The sequence below is a fragment of the Chitinophaga sp. genome (assembly GCF_039596135.1).
Classification (GTDB): domain Bacteria; phylum Bacteroidota; class Bacteroidia; order Chitinophagales; family Chitinophagaceae; genus Chitinophaga.
This window is the reverse complement of the sequence record NZ_JBCNKH010000022.1, coordinates 26,116-48,447: the sequence shown is the minus strand read 5'-3', so window position 1 is coordinate 48,447 and position 22,332 is coordinate 26,116. Positions and strand designations below refer to the sequence as shown.

Below are 22,332 nucleotides of genomic sequence, written 5' to 3'. Positions count from 1 at the left end.
GCAAATTACCTGAACAGGTGTAATACCTGCATCTCCGCAAATTGCCTGAACAACCACTATCCCCGCATCTCCAATTATATCCGCCATCGTTGCCGGGAACGATTGCGTAAATAAATCTCCGCTCTCTTATTCACTTATCCTGCATTTATTGTAAAATTGACATAGTTGCGCAGCTAACATACCCTCATTTCTTAACCCTCTTATTTCCTAGTTATGAAGAACAATCTCATGATTGCCCTAATGGTATTAGCATGTACCAGCTGCAGCAAAAATGAAGACCAGGTAACGCTGCCGGCTCCCACTACTACTGCCCGCATTGGCGAAGTAACTGCCGCCGCTAACACTACCGTCACCACCGAATCTGCCTTGAAAACGGCCGTAGCCAATGCTAAAGCAGGTGATATCATTACCATCAGCGGCACCATTAACCTGACCAGTACCCTGCAATTACTCAATAGCGGTACTTCCAGTTCCAAGATCAATATCTCCGGTGGAACACTTAATGCTGCCAATGCAGGTAGCTGGGCTGTGAAAGTAAATGGTAGCTACTGGAATATCCAGAACATGCACATTACCGGCGGCCCTTCTTCGGGTATCGTATTCCAGTCAGGTGGTAATAACTATGTAAACAATATCACGTCTGACTACAATGGTAATACTGGTATCCAGGTGTACAATGGCGCCTACAATGTAAGTGTCAATAACTGTCATTCAAATCAGAACTACGATGTATCTGCCGGTGGTGAAGACGCTGATGGTTTTGCATGTAAACTGTCCAGCGGTTCCGGCAATTCTTTTACCAATTGTTATGCTTCCTACAATTCAGATGATGGATGGGATCTGTATGGTAACCCATATCCTGTAAAGATCACCGGATGCACTGCAGAGCATAATGGTAAAGGTTCTAATGGTGATGGAAATGGATTTAAGTTAGGCAGCTCTGGTCAGAGCATTGCACATACGATTACGAACTGTGTGGCTAATTACAACTCTCCGGGTTGGGGTTTTACAAGGAATGGCAATGCAAAGGGAGTGATTATTTATAGCGGTTTGAGTGGTACAGGTAATGCAGCAGGTTTAAGTGATTTGTAAATGTAGCATAAGAAAAAACTCGCTTTTGCTGCAAGGTAAAAGCGAGTTTTTTATAAAATGAAATTCGCTATTTAGCAACCAGCGCAATCACCCCGCTATCTCCCGCACGCTTTGCATGCTCTAATGGCGAATCCCCATTACTATCTCTTACATCCACCCTCGCATGATAAGTCAATAACAATTTCACCATTCCCGTATCCCTGTTCCTGCAGGCATTCATCAACGCCGTATTGCCATAATCATCCGCCGCATTTACATCTGCTCCACGATCCAGCAATAACTTTGTTAATGACACATTATGCCTGTTTGCCAGCAACATCAGCATTGTTTCATGATCATGCATTTTAAAATCGACCTTCGCCCCATGATCTAAAAACAACTTTGCAATATCTTCATGGTCATTAGACACTGCATACGCCAGCGGTGTCAATCCTTCCCTGGATACCAGGTCTAACTGCGCCCCCTGTCTCAATAGCATTTCTGTAATATCAATATGCCCCCTGCTGGCAGCATACATAATAGGCGATACACTATCCCTGTTCAACGCATTCACGTTGGCACTGTGTGACAATAACACATTTACAGTCGTCTTAAATCCTTTAAAAGCAGCTAGTGACAGGGCCGTTTCTCCAAAATTATTCTTCGCTTCAGTATTCGCATTTGCACCCAACAAGGTTGCGACAATGTTCGGCTCATCATCTGCCGCAGCCCTGATTAATGGTGTGAACCCCTCTGCATCTCTGACCTCTGTATCAGCATGGTGCTTCAGGTCATAACGTATACTTGCTTCATCTTTATTGATCACTGCGTGCATCAGGTCTTTGTCATAAAAATTACATGCAGCGAAAATTACAAACAACAATAAGTAATAAGGTCTCATAAGGTGATTTTAATAAAAGGTGCAGCACCTGGTGGAATGGCTGGCTGCCGGGCTGTTTTTAATTGTACATTTTCAAATTGGATATCTTTAATGGCTTCTGCTTCTACGCCTTTGTTGGCTTGAATGTATACATTTTTAAAGTGCAGGTCATGCACAGGCATCTCAGGTAGTCCGCGAAATAGCATCGCTGTTTTCGCCCCGTTGCAAATAATATTGCTAATGTAAAAGTCTCTGAATTCCGGGAGCTTTTCACTCCCTCCTGAAAGGGTAGCTGCCTCATAATACGTATCGAAAGATATCGCTTCATTTACAATACTCACCATCCGGATACTATCAATATAAATATCCTTCACCAGGCCGCCTCTGGCCCTGTTGCTCTTTACACGTATGCCTACGTCACTACCCTCAAATGAGCAATGGGTAACATAGATATTGCGCATGCCGCCATCTGTATTACTCCCGATCACAAAGCCACCGTGTGCACGGTATACAATACACTCTGCAATCAGGATATCTGAAAGGGCCGCCTGCGAACCATCCCCGCTTGACTTCATACATATTCCATCATCCCCGGCATTGACGGTAGTATGATAAATAATCACGCCTTTGCAGGCACTGATATCTATTCCATCGCCATTCTGTGCCCAGGCTTCGTTGAATACATTGGTATTCCGGATAATCAGGTCATTCACCTTTTGCGGATTTAGCACGAAGTTAGGGGAGTTCCGGAAGGTAGGCCCATCTATCAATACCCGTTTGCTATTAGTGATCACTACCATCTTAGGTCTCAGAAAGTCTCTGGCGGGAAGATAGTCGGCAAGAGTCGCATCGGGTTTCAATGTTTTTAAATAGTGCTCTCCATTCATCGCTTCTTTACTCGGCCACCATATTTTCCCGTCATCACTTACCACACCGCCTGAAGCCACTACCTGGTCCCATTGTGTGGCAGTGACTTTCATTTTTTTCAGTGGTCGCCAGCTTTGGCCATTGCCATCAAAGGTACCTTCGCCGGTAATGGATACGTTTTCCAGGTTCCGGCCGCTGATGGGTGGGGCTACTTCGAATTTACGACCATTGGGTAATAATGGGTATTGTGTGCGATCGGGAGTGAACAATACGATGGCACCCTTTTCTACATGGAGGTCTACATTGCTTTTTAATACGATCGGCCCTGTCAGCCAGGTACCCGCAGGTACAATTACATGGCCGCCGCCGGCAGCAGCACAGGCATTTATAGCACGTTCAAAAGCGGCTGTGTTTAAAACAGATCCACCTTCCACAGCACCATAATCACTCAGGGAGAACCGGGCTGCAGGAATGGCCGGTTCCTGAATAGCCTGCATGGGAAATGGCGCCTTATTCAGGTAATATTCAACTGGATGCTTCTGGCATAGGGCAGGAAGGGAAAGGATGCTGGCCGCTGCTAATAGAAAAAGCTGTTTCATGAAACGGGAATTATATCGTTTTCTAATTTACGTATTTTTGCCACCTTACATGAGACAAATTTTACAAACGGGCACGTTGATTATTACACTGGATCTGGCTCCTGTTGATCAGGCGTTTTTTAACGCCCTGCGGGAAAAGCATTTTCCCGCACATGCCAACTACCTGGATGCACATATCACCTTGTTTCATAAACTACCTGCTAATGAAGTAGGTATTCCGGATATACTCACGAAATTTGCCAATAGAAATCCTATTACTTTAGAAGTAAATAATGTACACGTCATGGGTACCTGTGTTGCCTATACATTGGTTTCGGAAGAGTTGAGAAAATTACATGAAGAAATGCAGACGGCTTTTGGACCATGGTTAATCAAGCAGGATCAACAGGTTTTACGTCCACACATTACCGTACAAAATAAGGTGACTGCTTTTAAAGCCCAGCAGTTACACCAGCAATTGAGTGCGGGGTTCACACCTTTCAGGATAGCAACTATCGGGTTCAGCATGTGGAAATATTTGAAGGGCCCCTGGAGGCTGATTGAGAAATACCCGTTCCTGCCACTCTGACACCACTTTCCTGCTGGAATAATTGTTGCATTATATTCCAAAAATAAAACTACCATGGCAACATTTTCAGAGATGATTAACAGCGATAAACCGGTATTGGTAGATTTCTTTGCTACATGGTGTGGACCTTGTAAAACAATGGCTCCTATCCTGGAAGATGTGAAGAAAAAAGTGGGAGAATCTGCCAGCATTATCAAAGTAGATGTAGATAAAAACCCGCAGGCCGCTGCTGCCTACCAGATACAAGGGGTGCCTACACTTATTCTTTTTAAAAATGGGAAGGTACTTTGGCGCCAGTCTGGGGTGGTACCGGGGCATAATATTGAACAGATTCTTCGTCAAAATGCATAGGTAACCAACACGCTTAAACATAAATCTACCGCTGCTGGAAAATTTGATCATGGCCTGAAAAATATATATATTTTTAGTAAAAATATTGAAAGCAGCGTACACATGATCAAATCTTTTAGCAGCCTGGTAGCTTTACTGGGCATCGTCACTATCATTCACGGGCAGGACCTCTACCAACCCCGCAATATCAAAAAAGCCTATACCAATCAAACCCGGGACATGAACGGTAAGCCCGGCACAAAGTACTGGCAAAATACCGGCAGATACGACATCCAGGTTACCGCTAATCCTCCTTCCCGTACCATTTACGGCACCGAATCCATCCGTTATATCAACAATAGCCCCGATACGCTTCGCAAGATCGTCATCCGGCTGATCTGTAATATTCATAAAAACCAGGCGCCCCGCTCCGGCTACGTCAGCAAAGATTTTCTGACCGACGGCGTTTTTATAGATACCCTCATCGTCAATGGTACTCCTGTCGATTTCGACAACAATGTAGGTACCGTCGCCAATGTAGATCTGCCTCAACCTCTGAATGCCAGAGACAGTATGCAGCTCCACATTAGCTGGCACTACGACATGTCCGTACAAAGTGGCCGCGAAGGCAGTATTGACAGCACTACCTTCTTCCTGGCCTACTTCTATCCCCGTATATCTGTTTACGATGATTACAATGGCTGGGACAGAATCGAGCACATGGACAGGGTAGAATTTTACAGCGACTTCAACGACTACAAAGTAGCCGTAAGGGTGCCTGCCAACTACGTTGTATGGGGCACCGGCACGTTGCAAAACCCGGACGATGTGCTACAACCCGCTTTTTCCCAAAGGCTCAAAAGCAGTTACTCATCTGACAATGTAATCCACATTGCCACCAAAGCTGATATGGAAAGTCACCAGGTAACCCGCCAGAATAAATGGAACACCTGGATCTTTACTTCCAGAAATATCGCCGACGCCACCATTGGTCTCAGCAACCATTACGTATGGGATGCCGCCAGTGTAGTTGTGGACAGCGCCACCAAACGCAGAACCAGCATACAGGCAGCATTTAATGACAATGCGGCCGACTTTCATCACTCCGTGGAATTCTCTCATTACGCACTGAATTATTTCTCTACCCAGTGGCCGGGCGTAGCTTATCCTTTCCCGACCATGACAGCGTTCCAGGGATATGCCGACATGGAATATCCTATGATGGTGAATGATGAAACGACTGGAGATGACCTGGAATTCAGCCAGCTCGTACAGGACCACGAAATTGCACATACCTACTTTCCTTTCTACATGGGTATCAACGAAAGCCGCTATGCCTACATGGATGAAGGCTGGGCCACCACTTTCGAATACCTGATTGCAATTGCAGAAAGAGGGAAGGGGAAAGCGGATCAGTTTTACAAAAACTTCCGCGTGAAAGGGTATATCAGCGATCCTTCTTCTGAAGAAGATCAGCCAGTCATCACACAGTCTCACCAGGTAAGCGGTCATGGTTATGGCAATAACTCCTACGGTAAGGCTTCTTTATCTTACCTCGCCCTGAAGGATTTACTGGGGGATGCGGTTTTCAAAAAAGCCCTCCATACCTATATGAATAACTGGAACGGTAAGCACCCTATTCCATGGGATTATTTTAATTCCATCAATGCGGGTAGCGGGCAAAACCTGAATTGGTTCTTCAATAACTGGTTCTTTTCCAATAACTATATTGACCTGAAATTATCTCGTTTCGATCAACAGGCAAAAACTGTAAATTTAGGGATCAGTAATGTGGGTGGTTTTGCCATTCCTTTTGATATTGTGCTGACTTATGAAGATGGTACGACTGAGATCGTACATAAAACTCCTGCCGTGTGGATGCCTGGTGCTAAAGACCTTGCGCTCACAGTGCCGATCGCTAAAAAGCTGGTTGGTGTAAAACTGGATGGCGGCATCTTTATGGATGCAACCCCGGCAGACAATGACTGGAAAAAATAGCAACCATGCGTTTATTGTTATTACTATCCCTATGCGTGGCTTCTTTTCAGGATGGAGGTTTGCTCCTGCGAAACTGGAAGTCACATCCTATTCCCAAGGACTCTGCTACTTTGTCGAAGTATGAAAAGAGTGCCGATGACTATGCCGTGTACATGAAATACGGCGAGGTGTATGCGACAAAAAGTTTGATGGCTGCTAATCAATCACTGCCCTTTCTGATTACGCCTGCACCCGAAGATTCAGGCAAGCTGACAGGTAACCGGTCTATCTTAAAAACCGGCGAAGGCTACCTGGTTGCTTTTTACAGGGCAGCGGCAGGAGGGAGCCTGTATTGGTTTGACCCTAACGGGAAAAACAAACGTAAAATTGCAGAACTACCTTTGATTAAATTGCTGGAAAATGATAATGCTATCTATGGCATTGTTGCCGATACAGTACAAAGCATTGTCAAAATCGATAAAACCAAAGGAACCATACCGTTCAAAAAACTCTCTGCCACGCCACTGGCAGCAGATTTGGATGATGCCGGCAATATTATTATCATAACAGAAAAGTCCTTGCTGTCAATAGATAAAAAAGGCATATCGCATTCGCTGATAGAAAAAGGCTTCTGGAAGGGATACCTGTTTCCACGGTCACTGGTGGTATACCGGAGTATGGTGTATGTGGGAATGCGAAATGGGGTACTTACTTATGACCTGGAGGCAAAAAGAGCACAGTGGTTGATGGAAAAATAGCAGTATGTCTCAAAAATAAAGGAAGACCCATCACAAACACGAAAACTATTCTCCAAAAAACGGGATGTATCAAACTAAGATACATCCCGTTTCAATTTTCCGTCGATTGCAATGGTGATTCTGATTAGCCCCTCAATCTCCCTCATACAACCGTAACCGCATCCTGAGATTTCGCATCTCTTTCTGCATGTCAGTTATCCTCCCCAACAGATGCCTGATCACATCAATTCCCTCAGTATTCACGCCCATCTCATAATGCCAGCGTGTATAACTTTCCAGTTCAGGCAGCTGCTCTTCTTCAATAAAAGGTCCGTCAGTTGCAATGGTGAGTACAATTAGTCCTTCATCTGCTAACGCATGTACAAAAGATGTATCGATATTATGAATCGTGCAATATTGCGTAATGGAAATCATGATACTAGTTTTTGGATGAAACATTAGCCAACTCACGGATCAGTTCTTTCTCTTTCTCACTCAGCCCCGTAGGCAATTTCACATTGTAGGTGATAATGAGATCTCCAAATTCACCTTCTTTCTTGTAAACAGGGAATCCTTTACCTTTCAGTCTGACCTTTGTTCCGTTCTGTGTTTCAGGTTTTACTTTCAGTTTTACCTTTCCGTTCAGTGTATCGAAGGTAATGTCTCCACCCAGCAATGCTGCATAGAGGTCTACATCTACTGTGGCATACAGGTCATCTCCGACGCGTTTAAAATGGTCACCGTCCTCCACGATAAAGGTGATGTACAGATCGCCTGCCGGCCCACCGTTGCCCCCCGGAGCACCATGGCCTTTCAGTTTGATCACCTGGCCATTGGCAATACCCGCAGGGATGGTAATGCGCACGTTCTGATCATTTACTTTCAGGGTGTGCTGGTGGGTAGTGGCTGCTTCCCGAAGGCCCAGGTGTAATTCGGCCTGGTAGTCCTGACCACGATATTTTCCACGGCCCCGACCACTGCCAGCACCGCGGCCAAACAGCGATTCAAAGAAATCTGAGAAGTGCTCCCCGGAGAAATCTCCGAAGCCTTCAAAACCCGTTTGACCACTATAGGTATAACCCTGCTGCTGCTGTTGCTGCTTAGCATGCTCAAACTGCTCCGCATGACGCCAGTTTTCGCCGTACTCGTCGTATTTCTTACGCTTGTCGGGATCACTTAACACCTCGTTCGCCTCGTTGATCTGTTGAAATTTCAGGTTAGCCTCTTTGTCGTTCGGGTTCATGTCGGGGTGGTGTTTCCTCGCCAGCTTACGGTACGCTTTTTTGATATCATCGGCTGAAGCTGTTTTGTCCAGTCCCAGTACTTTATAATAATCTATAAAAGCCATATGTAATATTTATTCTCTTGTGATGGTAGCAACAAAAGTCAGTCCGGAATAGAAGAGTATGACGGAAAGTCCGGTTCGCTATAAAAAACTGCCCAAATGACAAAGCCGGAATATGAGTATTCCGGCTATTTCTTAAACCTACAACTGTTACACTGTATTGTAACTATTTATTTTAATATGATGATGATCAAATTAGTAAAGCAAAAATAGGTAGGATGGGGAAGGGGGACAATGCACAAAACACGGAAAAAATTGTACAAATTGATCCTAACTGTCTTAAAAAGCTCAAACCCCTTTGAAAATTCAAATTTTCAAAGGGGTTTGGTCAGAGGGCCACGGCCGGTAATAATGTCTGTCTATAGAAAAATCCTACTCCTCCTTCAACAAATTCGCACTTCTGCAATACTCAATCACCTCCTCAATACTATTCACCTGGAACTTTCGCAGTATATTCATTCTATGTGCCTCAATTGTCCTGATACTCAATCCCAGGCTCTCCGCAATATCCTTATTGTTCAGCCCATTATTCACCATCCTGATAATCTGCTCCTCCCTCCTGGACAACGAAATATCCGCCGCCTGCGCCACCGGGTGTGCTGCACTCTGCCTCGCCGCCTGGTATTTCTTTACCAGTATATCGCTCACCTCCCCAATGAAATAGTACTTCCCATTATGGATTGTCCGGATCGCATTCAAAAAGATCTTGTTGCTCGTGTCTTTCAAAATGTACCCACTCGCGCCCATTTCCAGTGCCGCCGCTACATAGTCCGGTTCATCAAATAAACTAAAGAATAATATATGCGTACGGGGGCTCGCCTTCAGCAAGGCTGTACTTGTTTCCAGGCCATTGATACCGGGCATCCGGATATCCATAATCACGACATCAGGCTGGGTACTGCTCAGGGTATGCAAGGCATCTTCGCCGGTGCTGGCTTCGCCTGATACCTCCATATCCGGTTCACTGTTGATCAATTGTTTCAAGCCATTCCTGAATATTTCATGATCGTCGACTAAAAATACCGAGATTTTATCCATGAGATTTCTAATTGTTTAATTGTGCCTTTTTCAGGGTTGTGAGCGTTTTCTAAAATGAGATTTCCAGCTGTATAATTGTGCCTTTTCCCGGCTGTGAATTAATACTCAGGGTGCCGCCCAGCAGTTCTGCACGTTCCTTCATATTCCGCAACCCGTTTATCTTCTTCACCTGCTCCCGCGAAAAGAAGTGCTGACTGTCATAATAAAACCCTTTTCCATTATCATGAATCATCAGGTTCAGGAAATTCTCTTCCCTGTCTATATGTACATCTACCTGTGTGGCATGTGCATGTTTAATCGCATTGTTCAGGGCCTCCTGCAGGATGCGATACACCCCCATCTCCACCTCCCGGGGCAAAGGTTGCGACAGGTTACACTCCTCCAGGCTAAACACTACATTGCGCGCTGTTTCCCTACAGGTCTTTATCAGCTCTTCTATGGCTGCACGCAAACCAAAATCCTCCAGCACACTGGGCAACAGGTCAGAACAGATCCTTTTGGTTTCAGTGATAATACTAAACAGCAGCCCATTCACCCTGGTAATTTCCGGGTTGGGGGCAGGTAGCTTATCTTCTACCTGTTCCATCTTCATCCGCAGGCTGGTCAGCATCTGGCCAATACCATCATGGATCTCTGCCGCCACCCGTTTGCGTTCTTTCTCCTGCCCGCTGATCATGGCATAACTACGGATCTTTTGCTCCATATCCTGCCGGCGCAGCTTTTCTTCCGTCAGTTGCCGTATTTCCCTTTCTGTATTTTTACGCCGGGTAATGTCACTGCAAATGACCATATACTGATAAAGCCTGCCGGTATTGTCAAACACAGGTATCATCGTCACATCCAGCCAGAACCCTGTACCGTCAGAGGCATGGTCAAAGATCTCTCCCTGCCATACTTCCATCCTGCGGGCGGGGTCATTCAGGTGATCGAAGTAATGATGAAAAAGCGGTTTGCCACGCAACTCCGACATACTATATCGCGTTACATGGCAGTATTTATCATTGGCATAAATAATATGCCCTTCATGATCTGTTTTTACAAGATAGGTCGCCCTGTCCAATGCATATGTCACTTCCCGCAGCTCATTATGGGATTGCTCCATGAGTTTATTCGCCTCCCGCAGCTGGTCCGCGAGTTGCTTGGAAGTCTCCTCAGATGCAATGAGTCCTTTGATCACCTTCCGGATCCGCATAGAGAGCGGGTAAAAAATCACCGCTGCCTCAATCATCAGCGTGCATAATACCAATGCCAGCATCAGGTATTCCATCTGTTTCAGCTTCCGTACCCGCTCTTTCGAAAACCGGTCATAGTCAAATACAATCAGTTCCATTCCCAGCAGGTAAGACTTCTCATACGCAAGAATGGTCTGCACATAAGGATGGATCCTCGCGGTATCCGCAGGCTGATCACCGCTCAGAATTGTGCTCATTTCAGAAGCCGCCTTCCAGATTTCCTGGTGTGGCGTCCGGATAATGTCGAACATCTGCTTCAGCTCATCCTGGTCATTGGCAGGCAGGTTCAGGAAGTTACTGCCGGATTGCAGCCCTTCGTGCGACTTCTGCCATTGCATAAGGGTATTGGTAAACTCCTTGCGGTTGGTCTCAATATCCTGCCCCGATTCGATCAGGAGTGCCAGTTTGCTCAGCGTCTGACTGTACGTACGTAGCCGCGCAGCAAAGTTGATCACGTGCGAATCGTGCATCTGGTGACTCAATGCCTGCTGAATGCCAATCTGGCTCACGATGGAGAGCACGGCCAGCGTGGTGAGCGCCACCGCATACATGGCAGTGAAAAATTTGAATACCCGGCGATCTTCAGAGGAACGATGCATATAGCTATGAAGATAGCAAAATATTGTCCTGTTAGGTAGTCTTTTATTAAACTGCGATATGCCTTTCCAGTGAAGCAAAGTCCATTTCCTCCGCACTGCCATGATTGATCATTTTGCCTCTGTCCATAAAATAATAATAGTCGCTCACCTGCCTGGCAAAGTCAATCTTCTGCTCCACCAGTAGTACAGAAAGCCCTTTCTCCTGCACCAGTCGCTGCAGAATATGTCCTATTTCCTGCGCAATGCTGGGTTGTATGCCCTCAGTAGGCTCATCCAGCAACAGCAGGGAAGGGCGGCTTACCAATGCCCTCGCAATGGCCAGCTGTTGCTGTTGGCCACCACTCAGGTTACCACCTGCCCGCTTCCTGAAATCTTTCAGGATGGGGAAGAGGTGATAAATTTCTTCCTCCGGAATCCCTGCCTTACGGTCAGGGGCCGCGGCTAACCCTAATAGCAGGTTTTCGTACACGGTGAGTTTGGGAATAATTTCCCGGCCCTGTGGTACGTAAGCAATCCCTGCTTTAGCTTTGCCGGCAGGCCCAAGAGGAGTGAGGTCCCTGTCTTTAAAAATCACGGAACCTTCTCTGGCACTAATTACGCCCATAATGGTTTTTAAGAGGGTGGTCTTACCCACTCCATTACGTCCCATTACAGTCGTCACCGCACCTGCGGTTACATCCAGACTGGTGCCCCACAGAATGGTACTCTGGCCGTAAGCAGCCACTACGTTTTGTACCTGTAAAATCTGACTCATAAGTTTTCGAGTTGAGTATTGTTACGCCCCAGGTAGCAGTCGATTACACGCTGATCATTTCTGATGTCGTTAAAACTCCCTTCTACCAGCAATTTCCCTCTTTCCAATACTGTTACCCTTTCCCGGGCAATCTGTTGAACGAATTTCATATCGTGTTCAATCACGATGATGCCGTGATTGTTGGATAGCTCGAGCAGTAGCTCGCCTGTTCTGTAAGTTTCTTCATCACTCATGCCGGCAGCAGGTTCGTCAATCAGTAACAACTTCGGATCCTGCAACACCACGATGCCTATTTCCAGCCACTGTTTTTGACCATGCGATAAAGCGCCGGCAATAGAAGAAAGCACTTTGGTCAGGCCAATCTTTTCTGCTACTTCATGTATACGCGCTTTCAATATTTGTGTTGGGCGAAAAAAAAGAGATGAAATAATATCCTTCTTCATCTTCGCCGCCAGCAACAGATTATCATAGACCGTGAGCCCCGGAAATACTGATGGCTGCTGGAATTTACGGCCTATACCCAGTCTGGCAATGTTCACTTCTGTCATGCCCGTAATGGGTTTGTTATTAAACAATACCTCGCCGGTATCGGGTTTTGTTCTGCCACAGAGAATATCCAGAAACGTACTCTTACCAGCGCCGTTAGGACCAATGATCACACGGAGTTCCCGTTCCTGCAAACTAAACTGGCTGAGCGATAAGGCATGTACCCCGCCAAAGGATACCGCCAGGTTATTTACACTTAATAGCATGGTTCTTTTCTTTTAGAAAACAGACCTATAAAGCCTTTGTCAAAAAACAACACCGTGATCACAAAGAGGAACCCGAGTATATACAACCAGGAATCAGGGAATAAACTGGTGCAGATGCTATACAGGAAATTTACCAGCAAAGCACCGGCTACAGCGCCTTTTAGATTGCCGCGGCCACCAAGTGCAACCCACATCACCATTTCTACAGATGCCTTTACATCCATACGACCGGGTGTGATAATGCCCGTTTGCGGTGCATAGAGCATACCGCCTACAGCCGCCAGCAGGGCAGCCACAACAAAGACCGCCAGTTTGTAATCCATCACTTTGTATGCCGTAAAACTCACCCTGGATTCGCTGTCGCGAATAGCCTGCAATACCTTTCCGAATTTGGAATGCGTCATTTTATTACAGGCAAAATATGCGACACACAACAGTAATAAGGATACTAAGTATAGTCCCAGTTTTACATACGTATTTGACAAGGGCAGGCCCATCAAAGTTCTGAAATCAGTTAATCCATTCGTGCCGCCCAACCCTGTTTCATTGCGCAGGAACAACAGCCACATGGCCAGTGCCAGTGCCTGTGTAATGATGGCCATATACACACCTTTGATCCTGCTTCGGAACAATATATAACCTGTTATGAAAGCAAAAAGCGAAGGAATGATGAGACATAATATTAATGTCAGACCCAATGATTGAAAGGGTGCCCAAAAGAAGGGTAACGATTCTACCTTGTTCCATACCATGAATTCCGGTAAAGCCGAACCACTTGTTTTGAGCAGCATATGCATCGCAATGCCATAGCTGCCTAAACAAAAGAATAATGCCTGACACATAGAGAGAATACCGGTATAGCCCCAGATCAGGTCAATGCCCAATGCTGCAATGGCAAAACAAAAATACCGGCCCCATAATGATATTGTATTGATAGAAACCAGTCCCATCAGGTGCCCCACCGGCAAAAGCAGGGCAAAGAAAGCGATGAAGAGCAGGTAATAAATTTTCTTTTCCATAAAAATTAATCTTCAGCTAAGCGCCCTTTATAAGGAAATAACCCTTTCGGCTTATACTGCATAAACAACATGATGAACAACAGGATGCATACCTTTCCATACACTGCCTGGAAGAAAGCTTCCAGTATTTTGGTAAAGAAGCCGATCCCTAATCCTGACACGATGGTGCCTACAATCTTCCCCACACCACCTGTCACCACCACCAGGAATGAGTCCACGATATACGTCTGCCCCATATCAGGTACCACATTCCCAATCAGCGTCATCGCACAACCCGCTATACCGGCCAGTCCTGAGCCGAAAAAGAAAGTCAGCGCCGCCACTCTTTTTGTATCAATTCCCAGGCAGGCACTCATGCCCCTGTTTTGGGTAACCGCCCTGATCTGCAATCCCAGCCGGGTTTTGTACAACATGAAGTAAGTGAGCGCCACAATCAAAGCCGTCAACCCGATAATGAAAATGCGGTTATAGGGTAATACGAGATGCGGCGATACCGCCAATCCGCCTGATAAAAATGAAGGCGTCTTCACCGCCGTCAGATCACCAAAAAGAGAACGTGCAGTCTGAATCAGAATCAAACTCACACCCCATGTAGCCAGCAGACTTTCCAGCGGCCGTGCATACAGGTGTCTCACCACCAGTCTTTCCAGTAAGAGACCCAGAAGACCTGCTACCAGGAAAGACAGTGGGAGAGAGATAACAAAGAACAGGTCAGTGTAAGGTACCTTCAGTACGTTTGTAAATAATGTTTGAATACAATACGTGGTATAAGCGCCAATCATGAGAAACTCTCCGTGGGCCATATTAATGATGCCCGCAAGGCCATAGACAATCGATAGGCCAAGGGCGATAAGAATCAATATACTTCCCAGGCTCAATCCACTAAACAGGTTCTGCACTTTTTGCAGGTAATCATAACGACGCTCGAGCGCCAGGGCTTTTTGCCCTGCATAATCAGCCAGTACTTTTTTTGAACGGGCATATTCGGAAAGGAAAACCGGGGCGTTATCGCCCCAGTTTTCAGCCAGACTGTCAATATATAATTTGGCAATACTGGCTTCAGTAGTCGTATTCAATTCAAGGTAGTACAGGATGTCTTTGCCTGCGCGTAAAGCATCAGCGTTGCTCTCCTGCGCAAGTGCCATCCGTAACATTTCTATACGGTGCGGGGCATGACTGTCTTTCAGCTGACCATATGCGAGCATCCTTTTCGCAGGTTCAGTACTGAACATTTCCAGCATGGGTAGCAGCCCGTTGATCAGCAGCCTGTCTGCGCGGCTGATCTCTACTACCGTTAACGCATCAATGGAGGTGTGAAGCGGTTGACCATTCTTGTTGACCAACAATTCGTTTTTCGGATACAAAGAATATATCTCGTAGGTGGTTATGCCATTGGGGGAATCGAATTTTTCCCCCGTAGTCACAGCCTGATTATCTAATAGATAAAGCCTTTTATTGTTAATCGCACCCAGCAGGGGAAAGGTAGTTGGGTCCTGCAAAGTGACGAGTTGATTAATCGCGTAGGTCTTTTGTGTATCATGCAAAATCTGCGATACGAATATGGTCGTGCTATCGGTAGCAGCCATCGCCCACTGCGTCCATAACACAAGGGCTGCTATAAGCAATTTTCTCATTGATTCTTATTTTGTATACGTTCCCTTATGATTCACCCAGTCACAATCCTTATCAGGAGATGTCAATGGTGACCATGGTTGTGGGCTTACCAGGTTATCTGTCTTAGAAATAATATCAAACTGTCCATCCGGTTTAATTTCTCCAATCATCACCGGCTTTGCCAGATGGTGATTGCCTACATCCATTTTCACCTTTCCATCAGGAGAATCAAACTCCAATCCGGACAGTGCAGCCCTTACTTTATTTACATCAAAAGAACCCGCTTTAGTGGCCGCTCTTGCCCACAGGTACACGCCTGTGTATGCCCAGCAGATAGGGTCATCTGTCACTCTCTTATTCCCGCCAGGCAAGCCTTTCTTCTCGCAAAAAGCTTTGAATGCCGCCACGAATTTTTTATTCTCAGGCGAATCATTTGACTGGAAATAATTCCACGCTGCCAGGTGGCCTACCAGGAACTCTGTATCCATTGAACGCAATTCATCTTCCGCCACAGAAAATGCCATAATCGGACAGGTGGCTGAAGACAACCCCTGGTTGGCAAACTCTTTATAAAAAGGCACATTGCTGTCACCATTGATGGTAGACAATACGCAGGCCTTTCCATCTGCAGCAAAGCGTTTGATCTTAGACACGATGGTCTGGTAATCCTGGTGATGGAAGGGGGTATATTCTTCAATGATATTCTCCTTAGGTACGCCCTTGGAAAGTAAATAAGCTTTCAGAATCTTATTCGCCGTACGGGGAAATACATAATCCGTTCCTAAAAGATAGAACTTCTTATACCCGCCGCCTTTCTCACTCATCAGGTATTCTGCCGCAGGAATTAATTGCTGATTAGGCGTAGCACCTGTATAAATCACATTATTAGAGCACTCTTCGCCCTCATATTGTACAGGGTAAAAGAGCAAGCCATTATTTTCTTCAAATACCGGCAGTACTGACTTGCGGGATACAGACGTCCAGCAACCAAATACTGCAGATACTTTTTTATCGATTAAGAGTTCCTTTGCTTTCTCCGCAAAGAGGTCCCAGTCAGAAGCCGGATCCACAATCACCGGTTCAATCTTTTTACCCAGTACTCCGCCGGCAGCATTAATTTCATCTACCGCCATCTGCACAGCATCGCGCAGCGATACCTCGGAGATCGCCATGGTACCACTCAGCGAATGCAATACCCCAATCTTTACCGTTTCATCATTATTACCTGTATTTTCAGGGGTTTTGGGCGCATTGTTATGACAGGAGGCAAATGCAGCCAGTAAGCAAAAAACGAATAAATAGCGCGTTGTTTTCATATGTGTAATTACATGTAGGGTAAATAATGTGGATCAGAATATAAAGAACTGCACCTGCAGCCATACCTGTCCGAATGTGTTATTAGCATAGCCGGTGGCCTCTTTAATATCATAGGAGCGGGTGGTATACGATAACCGTAGATTGGTACCCGTGCCATTGAAGAAGTAATTTAGTCCCCCGCCTACAACATAGCTTGAATTGGTTTGGTCGAAATCATACGTTGGGATGCCACTTGTCTGCGCTTGCTGAGAAATGATGTGTTGATTTTCAAATCTCACCCATGGTTGTAGTTTCGGCTCCTTAAAATAATATCCCAGTTCCAGGAATTGTACGGTTTGCCTTGGAATCAACCTGGCAAATGAATACTTCGAAATAGTATCCGTACCTCCGGTCATGTATTGAAAAGCAGCGTTGAGTGTCAGAGAGCCTGCCTGTCCCAACGGCTTGTCTAAAAATACATCAGTGCTCAGGTTGTAGTAAGACCCTTGTGCATCAAACCCCGCACCCCAGGTAAATGTTTTGCCGTTTCCCAATTTAGTGCCGGCATAGTAATAATCCTTGTCCGGGTCCAGGAAGCTGTAGGCCACCCTGCCGACAGTACGCAAAGGTGCTTTGCCATCAGTATTCCTGCCTGTAAATACTCCCAGGCGGTATTCCAGTTTATCTTTGGCCAGGAACCCGCGGGCATTTACGCCCAGGTCGCGGCCAAAGTTCCCGTTTAGCGGACTGGTAGCAAACAGGTTGTAAGGGTACTGGAAGAAGGTGAAATCGTTCGCCATCAAACCGGCAGCGCCCTGTAAACCATTCCTGTTGTTGGAAACCAGTTGCATACCAGCCACCAGCTGAAATGCATTTGAAAAATCGTACTCATACTGACAGTCCAGCAGGATAGGGGATACTTTCACATTTTTGTTCCCGGTCGTCAGCTGTACCCCGATAGCTGACGGCAGGTCTGTTTCCATAAAAAAGCTCCCTTTTTTAGAGAGCTGTCCGCCTACAAGTACACGTGCCCGATACAGGGTAAAGCTTTTGCTCCAGTCTTTGGCGGCAGCACTGGCGCTGGGACTGCCAAATCCATCCTGTTCTGCACCGGCAAACATGTGTACAATGGCACCCACCTGTATACTGGGCTTGAAAGGGGCAGCTTCGCTGCTGGTTACTTCGGTAGCTGTGTCCTTGTTAATGGATGCAGGAAGTTCCTTTAGCAGTTGGCTCTTCCTCTTCTTCCTGGGTGGGTTTTCTTCCGCTCGGGCAATTTGAGCACATACAATGAAGATAATTAGCAAAGTGGTAGAGAAGAATTTCATAAACACATTTTTATAAAATTAATTTTACACTTAAGTAGATGTTTGGTTGAATTTTCTGTAGTACTTACGTATAAAATTAGTGTTTACTTTGGTAAATGCAAGTGTTTTTTGAGGTAATGTGCTTAAAAAATGGATATTTTACTGATTAATATGATATATATAATTTGTTTTAATGTAATATGGAGACTACTTAAGTAGTCTCCCTGTCTAAGAAGGTCATTCTTTTTCCAAAAAGGTCGTTTTCAATGTATCCCATACTTCGCCTGCCTCTCCATTCCAGATCTGTTTCATCATATAGATACCGAACCCTTTCGCCTGTTTTATATCTATTTTTGGTGGCATTACCAGTGCCGATGGACTCACCACCACATCGAGTACCACAGGTCCTTCATGAGTCAAAGCTTTGTCCAGCGCCCCCGGTAATTCCGCCGGATCTTCTACCCTGATACCTTTAATGCCAATGGCCTCCGCCATTTTTGCAAAGTTAGGATTCTTCAGATCAGTACCATAAGGGGCCATTCCTGTCACTTTCATTTCCATCGCTACAAAACCCAGTGAACTATTATTATAGATGATAATCTTTACAGGCAGGTTGTATTGATAAATGGTGAGGATCTCACCCATGAGCATAGAAAAACCGCCGTCGCCAGACATGGAGATGACCTGTCTTTCCGGAAATGCCAGCTGTGCACCAATTGCCTGTGGCATGGCGCTGGCCATAGACCCATGATTAAATGAACCGATCAGGCGTCTTTCCTTTGTCATATCCAGGTATCTTGCTGCCCATACGGTAGGTTCTCCTACGTCGCAGGTAAATACGGCATCCTGGTCTGCAGCTGCGCTCAATAACATGGTCAGGTATTCAGGATGAATAGGCTGGCTGGTACTGCTGGCATGAGAAGATAGCTGGCGTTTGGTTTCTATATAACGGTTCAGTGCTTTTTCCAGGTGGCTGCGGTCATCCTTTGCTTCAATCAGCGGCAGTAGCGCTGCCAGGGTTTCTTTTACAGTGCCTACTAAACCCAGGGTCAGTTTACACCTTCTGCCCAGTCTTTCAGGGCGAAGGTCAATCTGCACAATGGGTGCATCCGGGTACCAGGTGGAGTATGGAAAGTCAGACCCCAGCATAATCAGCAGGTCACATTCATGCATGGCCTGGTAACCCGAGGTAAAACCGATCAGGCCTGTCAGCCCAACATCATATGGATTATCCCAGGCTACATGCTCTTTGCCCCTGAGCGCATGGACCATAGGTGATAATACTTTTGCACCAAAATCCATCAGCTCATCATGTGCACCGGCACAGCCACTGCCACATAATAATGTGATCTTCTTTGCTTTATTAATCATACCCGCCAGTGTATCCAGGTCGCTGTCCTTAGGTCTTACTACAGGCAAGTGCTGCATGATCGGGTGTTCCAGCGTATCGTCGTCCATTTCTTCCAGGGCTACATCTCCCGAAATGGCAATGACAGCCACCCCCCGCTGGCCTATGGCATTTTGCATGGCAATTTGCAACACCCGTGGCATTTGGCGGGAAGAAGCAATCGTTTCACAATAATGACTACATTCCCTGAACAACAATTCAGGATGTGTTTCCTGGAAATATCCGGTACCTATCTCCATACTGGGAATGTGTGCGGCTATGGCCAATACGGGGGCCATACTTCTATGGCAATCGTACAACCCATTAATGAGATGCAGGTTACCAGGGCCACAACTCCCCGCACATACCGCGAGTGTGCCGGTCAGCTGTGCTTCTGCCCCCGCTGCAAATGCCGCTCCTTCCTCGTTCCGGTAGTGGACCCATTCAATCCCTTCCTGTTTCCTGATTTCATCGACGATGCCGTTCAGACTATCGCCTACTACGCCATGCACACGCTTTACACCGGCTTTTACAAGCTGTGCAACGAGTTGGGCTGCTATTGTTTTTGCCATGTACTTTGAGTTTTATGAATGGTCACAAATTTTCTGCCAGCAGCAGGTTGGGGTGTGGAATTTGTCAACAATAACAGGGAATTATACGAGCCATGCAATTTATTATCTTTGGTCTATGGAAGTAACTTCGTTCGGATCTACATACCAGGCAGCTTCAAAAGTTGCCGGCACAATAGCGACCCATTTCTTACACCATTTAAACCTGGCCAGCGAAAACGGGGAAGAAGATCTTGCCTATGCACCTGGGGCAAGTGTGATCGAAAAAATGATTGACGTGGCATTTTGGGCCAGTCTCCGCAGGGAAGAAGGAGTACCCATCCGGATTTCCCTTGCTTTTTTGCCGCCGTCACAGGCGGGCAGACCTTTGCTGTTTGAACAACCTATGCCCCTGGATCCCAGGGTGCTGACCAAGCTTGCTCCCGGTGTGGAAAGAGCAGGTATTCATATTGGGGTGTGGTATGAAGGGGAGGAATTGTTTATCTGGGGGACTACTATGAAACTCCCCAATTACTGTTTTGTACTGGATGTCTCGGAACCTGGATTGTTGGTCGTAAAGCACCGCCGCATCATCGGGATGGGTAAGTTTGCAAATGTGGCCATGTTAAAAGGCGACCAGGTAAAGATAGTAGATGAAAGCTGCTCACGCAGAATTGATACCCCTGCCATCCTCTCTTCATTATTAGGTCATGATTCTTCCGGCGTATGGAATGACCCGGTCAATGTATTGATCCAGATTGCAGTTTCTATGCGCTCACATCAGCGGGGTGGAATCTTATTGGTAGTGCCTTCCCAGCATGACAACTGGAAGAGCTCAATTATTCATCCTTTACAGTACCCGGTGGCGCCACCCTTTTCAGGTGTGGCAGATTTATTAAGACAAAACTGTGGCAAAGTAACAGAGCTATACTGGCAAAATGCGTTGCGCAGAGAAGTGGAAAACATCTCCGGACTCACTGCTGTAGATGGTGCAACGGTGATCAATGACAAGCATGAACTGCTCACATTTGGATCCAAGATAGCCCGTGCCAGTGATGGTACCCAGGTGGAACAGGTTTTGTACATAGAGCCGGTCACAGATGGCAGGCCGGTATTAATGCACCCTTCGGGTATTGGCGGAACAAGGCATTTTTCAGCGGCCCAGTTTGTTCATGATCAGCGGGATGCGCTGGCGCTGGTAGCTTCGCAGGATGGGTTCTTTACTGTATTCTCCTGGTCGATGGCCGATCAGATCGTACAGGCACACCGCATAGATATATTATTGTTGTAGTTATGGATGGAATTACATTTATACCTGATTTTATTGGTCATGCAGGGGGCTATACCTGCTACGGATACACTGAACGGGAGAATGAGCCTCACGTTCAGGCAAATTAAGTAAAGAAAAAAAGCTGGCCTGAAAAGACCAGCCAGCTCATCCCTCTTATAATCCGGGAATAATAGATTCAGACGACAGAGGGCCCGGAACTATGGTTGGGGTGCTATCACACTATTGCTATTCGTTATTGGCCATACACCTGGACTAGGTACGCTTACACCTTTATTTTTTCCTCTTGTCATAGCATCCGCACCAAAGTAATATAGTGGCCATCCTTTATAAGTTAACTGCACATGTCCATAAACATGTATTGTATCAAAATCACTTTTAGTGAGCAATGAAGGCGCGAACTTAAATGCATCAGATTCATATACCGGCCAGATACCATTGTTAGACCAGTCTGCCTTCGTAAAAGTATTCGTATTGAACTTATCCGGCGAGAATGCATACAATGTTCTGCCATAAGCATCTGTTATATACTGTGTAATTTCATTACCTGCTACATACGCGCTGGTGTAGTTTACACCATCATTGCCTACCAGTTGTGCATTTGCCAGCATCACGCTATAATCAGGTTTTGCTACATACCATACGTTCCCAACCTTCTCACCCAGTGTGAGTTTAGGCAAAGTATCTTTTACATAATAGTACAGTGGCCAGCCTTTGTAAGTAGTTTGTTTTGAACCATCGCGTCTTACAATCGTACCGAAATCTGATGCGTGCAGACTCGTATCACTCAATGCCAGATCTGCATTATAAAAAAGTGGCCATGCAGCCAGACAACCACCAGTGCAGGTAGAAGTATCGCCTGCATCTTTAGAATAAAAATACAGGGTTCTGCCTGCACTGTCTGTCAGCACTTTGCCTAAAGTCGCATCTGTAGCCACCTGTACCTTTGCAACCGGTTTGTCAGGTGTGTTGGTGTCTTTGTTGTCATCCTTACTACAAGATGTGAGGAATGCACACGATATTGCTGCTACAGCAACCAGGATAGATGTTTTAGATTTCATCTGTTTACAGTTAAATGATTAAATGTGGATGTGCACTCCGAAATGGTAATACGGTAGTTAAAT

Annotated in this window: 20 protein-coding genes; 6 read left to right on the top strand and 14 right to left on the bottom strand. The window is 46.0% G+C overall.

Going from position 1 to position 22,332, the window contains the following annotated elements:
* Positions 1–213 precede the first annotated feature (213 nt).
* Positions 214–1,092 (top strand): right-handed parallel beta-helix repeat-containing protein, encoded by an 879-nt coding sequence (locus ABDW16_RS14920; RefSeq protein WP_343670737.1) that lies wholly within the window; start codon positions 214–216, stop codon positions 1,090–1,092.
* Between the two features lie 67 nt (positions 1,093–1,159).
* On the opposite strand, the gene ABDW16_RS14915 is transcribed toward ABDW16_RS14920, so the two are convergent.
* Positions 1,160–1,972, bottom strand: coding sequence for an ankyrin repeat domain-containing protein (locus ABDW16_RS14915; RefSeq protein ID WP_343670736.1), 813 nt, complete (start codon positions 1,970–1,972; stop codon positions 1,160–1,162).
* The gene (locus tag ABDW16_RS14910) at positions 1,969–3,417 is read right to left on the bottom strand and encodes a glycoside hydrolase family 28 protein (protein ID WP_343670734.1); all 1,449 of its coding nucleotides are present in this window, start codon (positions 3,415–3,417) and stop codon (positions 1,969–1,971) included. Before ABDW16_RS14910 ends, ABDW16_RS14915 begins: the two co-directional genes overlap by 4 nt.
* Positions 3,418–3,466: 49 nt before the next feature.
* On the opposite strand from ABDW16_RS14910, the gene ABDW16_RS14905 reads away from it, so the two are divergent.
* The 4 genes from ABDW16_RS14905 (at position 3,467) to ABDW16_RS14890 (ending at position 7,050) form a co-directional block, all read left to right on the top strand.
* A complete protein-coding gene (locus ABDW16_RS14905) occupies positions 3,467–3,985 on the top strand; it encodes a 2'-5' RNA ligase family protein (RefSeq protein WP_343670732.1) in 519 nt (172 codons plus the stop codon).
* A 54-nt stretch (positions 3,986–4,039) separates the two neighbouring features.
* Positions 4,040–4,336, top strand: a complete 297-nt coding sequence (trxA, locus tag ABDW16_RS14900) for a thioredoxin (protein ID WP_343670731.1) — start codon at positions 4,040–4,042, stop codon at positions 4,334–4,336.
* A gap of 102 nt (positions 4,337–4,438) precedes the next feature.
* Positions 4,439–6,313, top strand: coding sequence for a M1 family metallopeptidase (locus ABDW16_RS14895; protein ID WP_343670729.1), 1,875 nt, complete (start codon positions 4,439–4,441; stop codon positions 6,311–6,313).
* 5 nt (positions 6,314–6,318) lie between these two features.
* A complete protein-coding gene (locus tag ABDW16_RS14890) occupies positions 6,319–7,050 on the top strand; it encodes a hypothetical protein (protein WP_343670727.1) in 732 nt (243 codons plus the stop codon).
* 132 nt (positions 7,051–7,182) lie between these two features.
* Here the strand turns inward: ABDW16_RS14890 and ABDW16_RS14885 are convergent, their stop codons facing one another.
* The 11 genes from ABDW16_RS14885 to poxB all read right to left on the bottom strand — a co-directional run bounded on the left by ABDW16_RS14885 (position 7,183) and on the right by poxB (position 19,944).
* On the bottom strand, positions 7,183–7,464 hold the full coding sequence (locus tag ABDW16_RS14885) for a chaperone modulator CbpM (protein ID WP_343670725.1): 282 nt from the start codon (positions 7,462–7,464) through the stop codon (positions 7,183–7,185).
* Between the two features lie 4 nt (positions 7,465–7,468).
* Positions 7,469–8,377, bottom strand: coding sequence for a J domain-containing protein (locus tag ABDW16_RS14880; RefSeq protein WP_343670723.1), 909 nt, complete (start codon positions 8,375–8,377; stop codon positions 7,469–7,471).
* A 369-nt stretch (positions 8,378–8,746) separates the two neighbouring features.
* Entirely contained in the window at positions 8,747–9,412 is a 666-nt protein-coding gene (locus ABDW16_RS14875) for a response regulator transcription factor (RefSeq protein WP_343670721.1), read from the bottom strand.
* Between the two features lie 49 nt (positions 9,413–9,461).
* Positions 9,462–11,243 carry an ATP-binding protein gene (locus ABDW16_RS14870; RefSeq protein ID WP_343670719.1) on the bottom strand — a complete coding sequence of 594 codons (1,782 nt, stop codon included), beginning with the start codon at positions 11,241–11,243 and terminating at the stop codon, positions 9,462–9,464.
* A 46-nt stretch (positions 11,244–11,289) separates the two neighbouring features.
* Positions 11,290–11,997, bottom strand: coding sequence for an urea ABC transporter ATP-binding subunit UrtE (gene urtE / locus ABDW16_RS14865; protein WP_343670718.1), 708 nt, complete (start codon positions 11,995–11,997; stop codon positions 11,290–11,292).
* Positions 11,994–12,749 (bottom strand): urea ABC transporter ATP-binding protein UrtD, encoded by a 756-nt coding sequence (gene urtD / locus ABDW16_RS14860; protein ID WP_343670717.1) that lies wholly within the window; start codon positions 12,747–12,749, stop codon positions 11,994–11,996. Before urtD ends, urtE begins: the two co-directional genes overlap by 4 nt.
* Entirely contained in the window at positions 12,740–13,768 is a 1,029-nt protein-coding gene (gene urtC, locus ABDW16_RS14855; RefSeq protein WP_343670715.1) for an urea ABC transporter permease subunit UrtC, read from the bottom strand. Before urtC ends, urtD begins: the two co-directional genes overlap by 10 nt.
* Before the next feature lie 5 nt (positions 13,769–13,773).
* Complete coding sequence (urtB, locus tag ABDW16_RS14850) at positions 13,774–15,402, bottom strand: urea ABC transporter permease subunit UrtB (protein WP_343670713.1); 1,629 nt, start codon at positions 15,400–15,402, stop codon at positions 13,774–13,776.
* Between the two features lie 6 nt (positions 15,403–15,408).
* A complete protein-coding gene (gene urtA, locus ABDW16_RS14845) occupies positions 15,409–16,698 on the bottom strand; it encodes an urea ABC transporter substrate-binding protein (RefSeq protein ID WP_343670711.1) in 1,290 nt (429 codons plus the stop codon).
* Between the two features lie 33 nt (positions 16,699–16,731).
* The gene (locus tag ABDW16_RS14840) at positions 16,732–18,006 is read right to left on the bottom strand and encodes a hypothetical protein (RefSeq protein ID WP_343670709.1); all 1,275 of its coding nucleotides are present in this window, start codon (positions 18,004–18,006) and stop codon (positions 16,732–16,734) included.
* Positions 18,007–18,222: 216 nt separating this feature from the next.
* Positions 18,223–19,944 (bottom strand): ubiquinone-dependent pyruvate dehydrogenase, encoded by a 1,722-nt coding sequence (gene poxB / locus ABDW16_RS14835; protein ID WP_343670707.1) that lies wholly within the window; start codon positions 19,942–19,944, stop codon positions 18,223–18,225.
* Positions 19,945–20,059: 115 nt separating this feature from the next.
* Between poxB and ABDW16_RS14830 the strand changes: the two genes are divergently transcribed.
* Positions 20,060–21,211 (top strand): putative sensor domain DACNV-containing protein, encoded by a 1,152-nt coding sequence (locus ABDW16_RS14830; RefSeq protein WP_343670706.1) that lies wholly within the window; start codon positions 20,060–20,062, stop codon positions 21,209–21,211.
* A gap of 197 nt (positions 21,212–21,408) precedes the next feature.
* On the opposite strand, the gene ABDW16_RS14825 is transcribed toward ABDW16_RS14830, so the two are convergent.
* On the bottom strand, positions 21,409–22,269 hold the full coding sequence (locus ABDW16_RS14825) for a hypothetical protein (protein WP_343670705.1): 861 nt from the start codon (positions 22,267–22,269) through the stop codon (positions 21,409–21,411).
* Between the last annotated feature and the right edge of the window lie 63 nt (positions 22,270–22,332).

What these genes read in the sequence shown, in the direction of transcription:
- ABDW16_RS14905 (WP_343670732.1), top strand. Translation starts at nt 3,467, where the DNA reads ATGAGACAAATTTTACAAACGGGCACGTTGATTATTACACTGGATCTG.
- ABDW16_RS14895 (WP_343670729.1), top strand. Translation starts at nt 4,439, where the DNA reads ATGATCAAATCTTTTAGCAGCCTGGTAGCTTTACTGGGCATCGTCACT.
- ABDW16_RS14840 (WP_343670709.1), bottom strand. Translation starts at nt 18,006, where the DNA reads ATGAAATTCTTCTCTACCACTTTGCTAATTATCTTCATTGTATGTGCT.
- urtB (WP_343670713.1), bottom strand. Translation starts at nt 15,402, where the DNA reads ATGAGAAAATTGCTTATAGCAGCCCTTGTGTTATGGACGCAGTGGGCG.
- ABDW16_RS14880 (WP_343670723.1), bottom strand. Translation starts at nt 8,377, where the DNA reads ATGGCTTTTATAGATTATTATAAAGTACTGGGACTGGACAAAACAGCT.
- urtC (WP_343670715.1), bottom strand. Translation starts at nt 13,768, where the DNA reads ATGGAAAAGAAAATTTATTACCTGCTCTTCATCGCTTTCTTTGCCCTG.
- urtD (WP_343670717.1), bottom strand. Translation starts at nt 12,749, where the DNA reads ATGCTATTAAGTGTAAATAACCTGGCGGTATCCTTTGGCGGGGTACAT.
- ABDW16_RS14870 (WP_343670719.1), bottom strand. Translation starts at nt 11,243, where the DNA reads ATGCATCGTTCCTCTGAAGATCGCCGGGTATTCAAATTTTTCACTGCC.
- ABDW16_RS14915 (WP_343670736.1), bottom strand. Translation starts at nt 1,972, where the DNA reads ATGAGACCTTATTACTTATTGTTGTTTGTAATTTTCGCTGCATGTAAT.
- ABDW16_RS14910 (WP_343670734.1), bottom strand. Translation starts at nt 3,417, where the DNA reads ATGAAACAGCTTTTTCTATTAGCAGCGGCCAGCATCCTTTCCCTTCCT.
- ABDW16_RS14885 (WP_343670725.1), bottom strand. Translation starts at nt 7,464, where the DNA reads ATGATTTCCATTACGCAATATTGCACGATTCATAATATCGATACATCT.
- ABDW16_RS14825 (WP_343670705.1), bottom strand. Translation starts at nt 22,269, where the DNA reads ATGAAATCTAAAACATCTATCCTGGTTGCTGTAGCAGCAATATCGTGT.
- ABDW16_RS14830 (WP_343670706.1), top strand. Translation starts at nt 20,060, where the DNA reads ATGGAAGTAACTTCGTTCGGATCTACATACCAGGCAGCTTCAAAAGTT.
- poxB (WP_343670707.1), bottom strand. Translation starts at nt 19,944, where the DNA reads ATGGCAAAAACAATAGCAGCCCAACTCGTTGCACAGCTTGTAAAAGCC.
- urtE (WP_343670718.1), bottom strand. Translation starts at nt 11,997, where the DNA reads ATGAGTCAGATTTTACAGGTACAAAACGTAGTGGCTGCTTACGGCCAG.
- ABDW16_RS14920 (WP_343670737.1), top strand. Translation starts at nt 214, where the DNA reads ATGAAGAACAATCTCATGATTGCCCTAATGGTATTAGCATGTACCAGC.
- ABDW16_RS14890 (WP_343670727.1), top strand. Translation starts at nt 6,319, where the DNA reads ATGCGTTTATTGTTATTACTATCCCTATGCGTGGCTTCTTTTCAGGAT.
- trxA (WP_343670731.1), top strand. Translation starts at nt 4,040, where the DNA reads ATGGCAACATTTTCAGAGATGATTAACAGCGATAAACCGGTATTGGTA.
- ABDW16_RS14875 (WP_343670721.1), bottom strand. Translation starts at nt 9,412, where the DNA reads ATGGATAAAATCTCGGTATTTTTAGTCGACGATCATGAAATATTCAGG.
- urtA (WP_343670711.1), bottom strand. Translation starts at nt 16,698, where the DNA reads ATGAAAACAACGCGCTATTTATTCGTTTTTTGCTTACTGGCTGCATTT.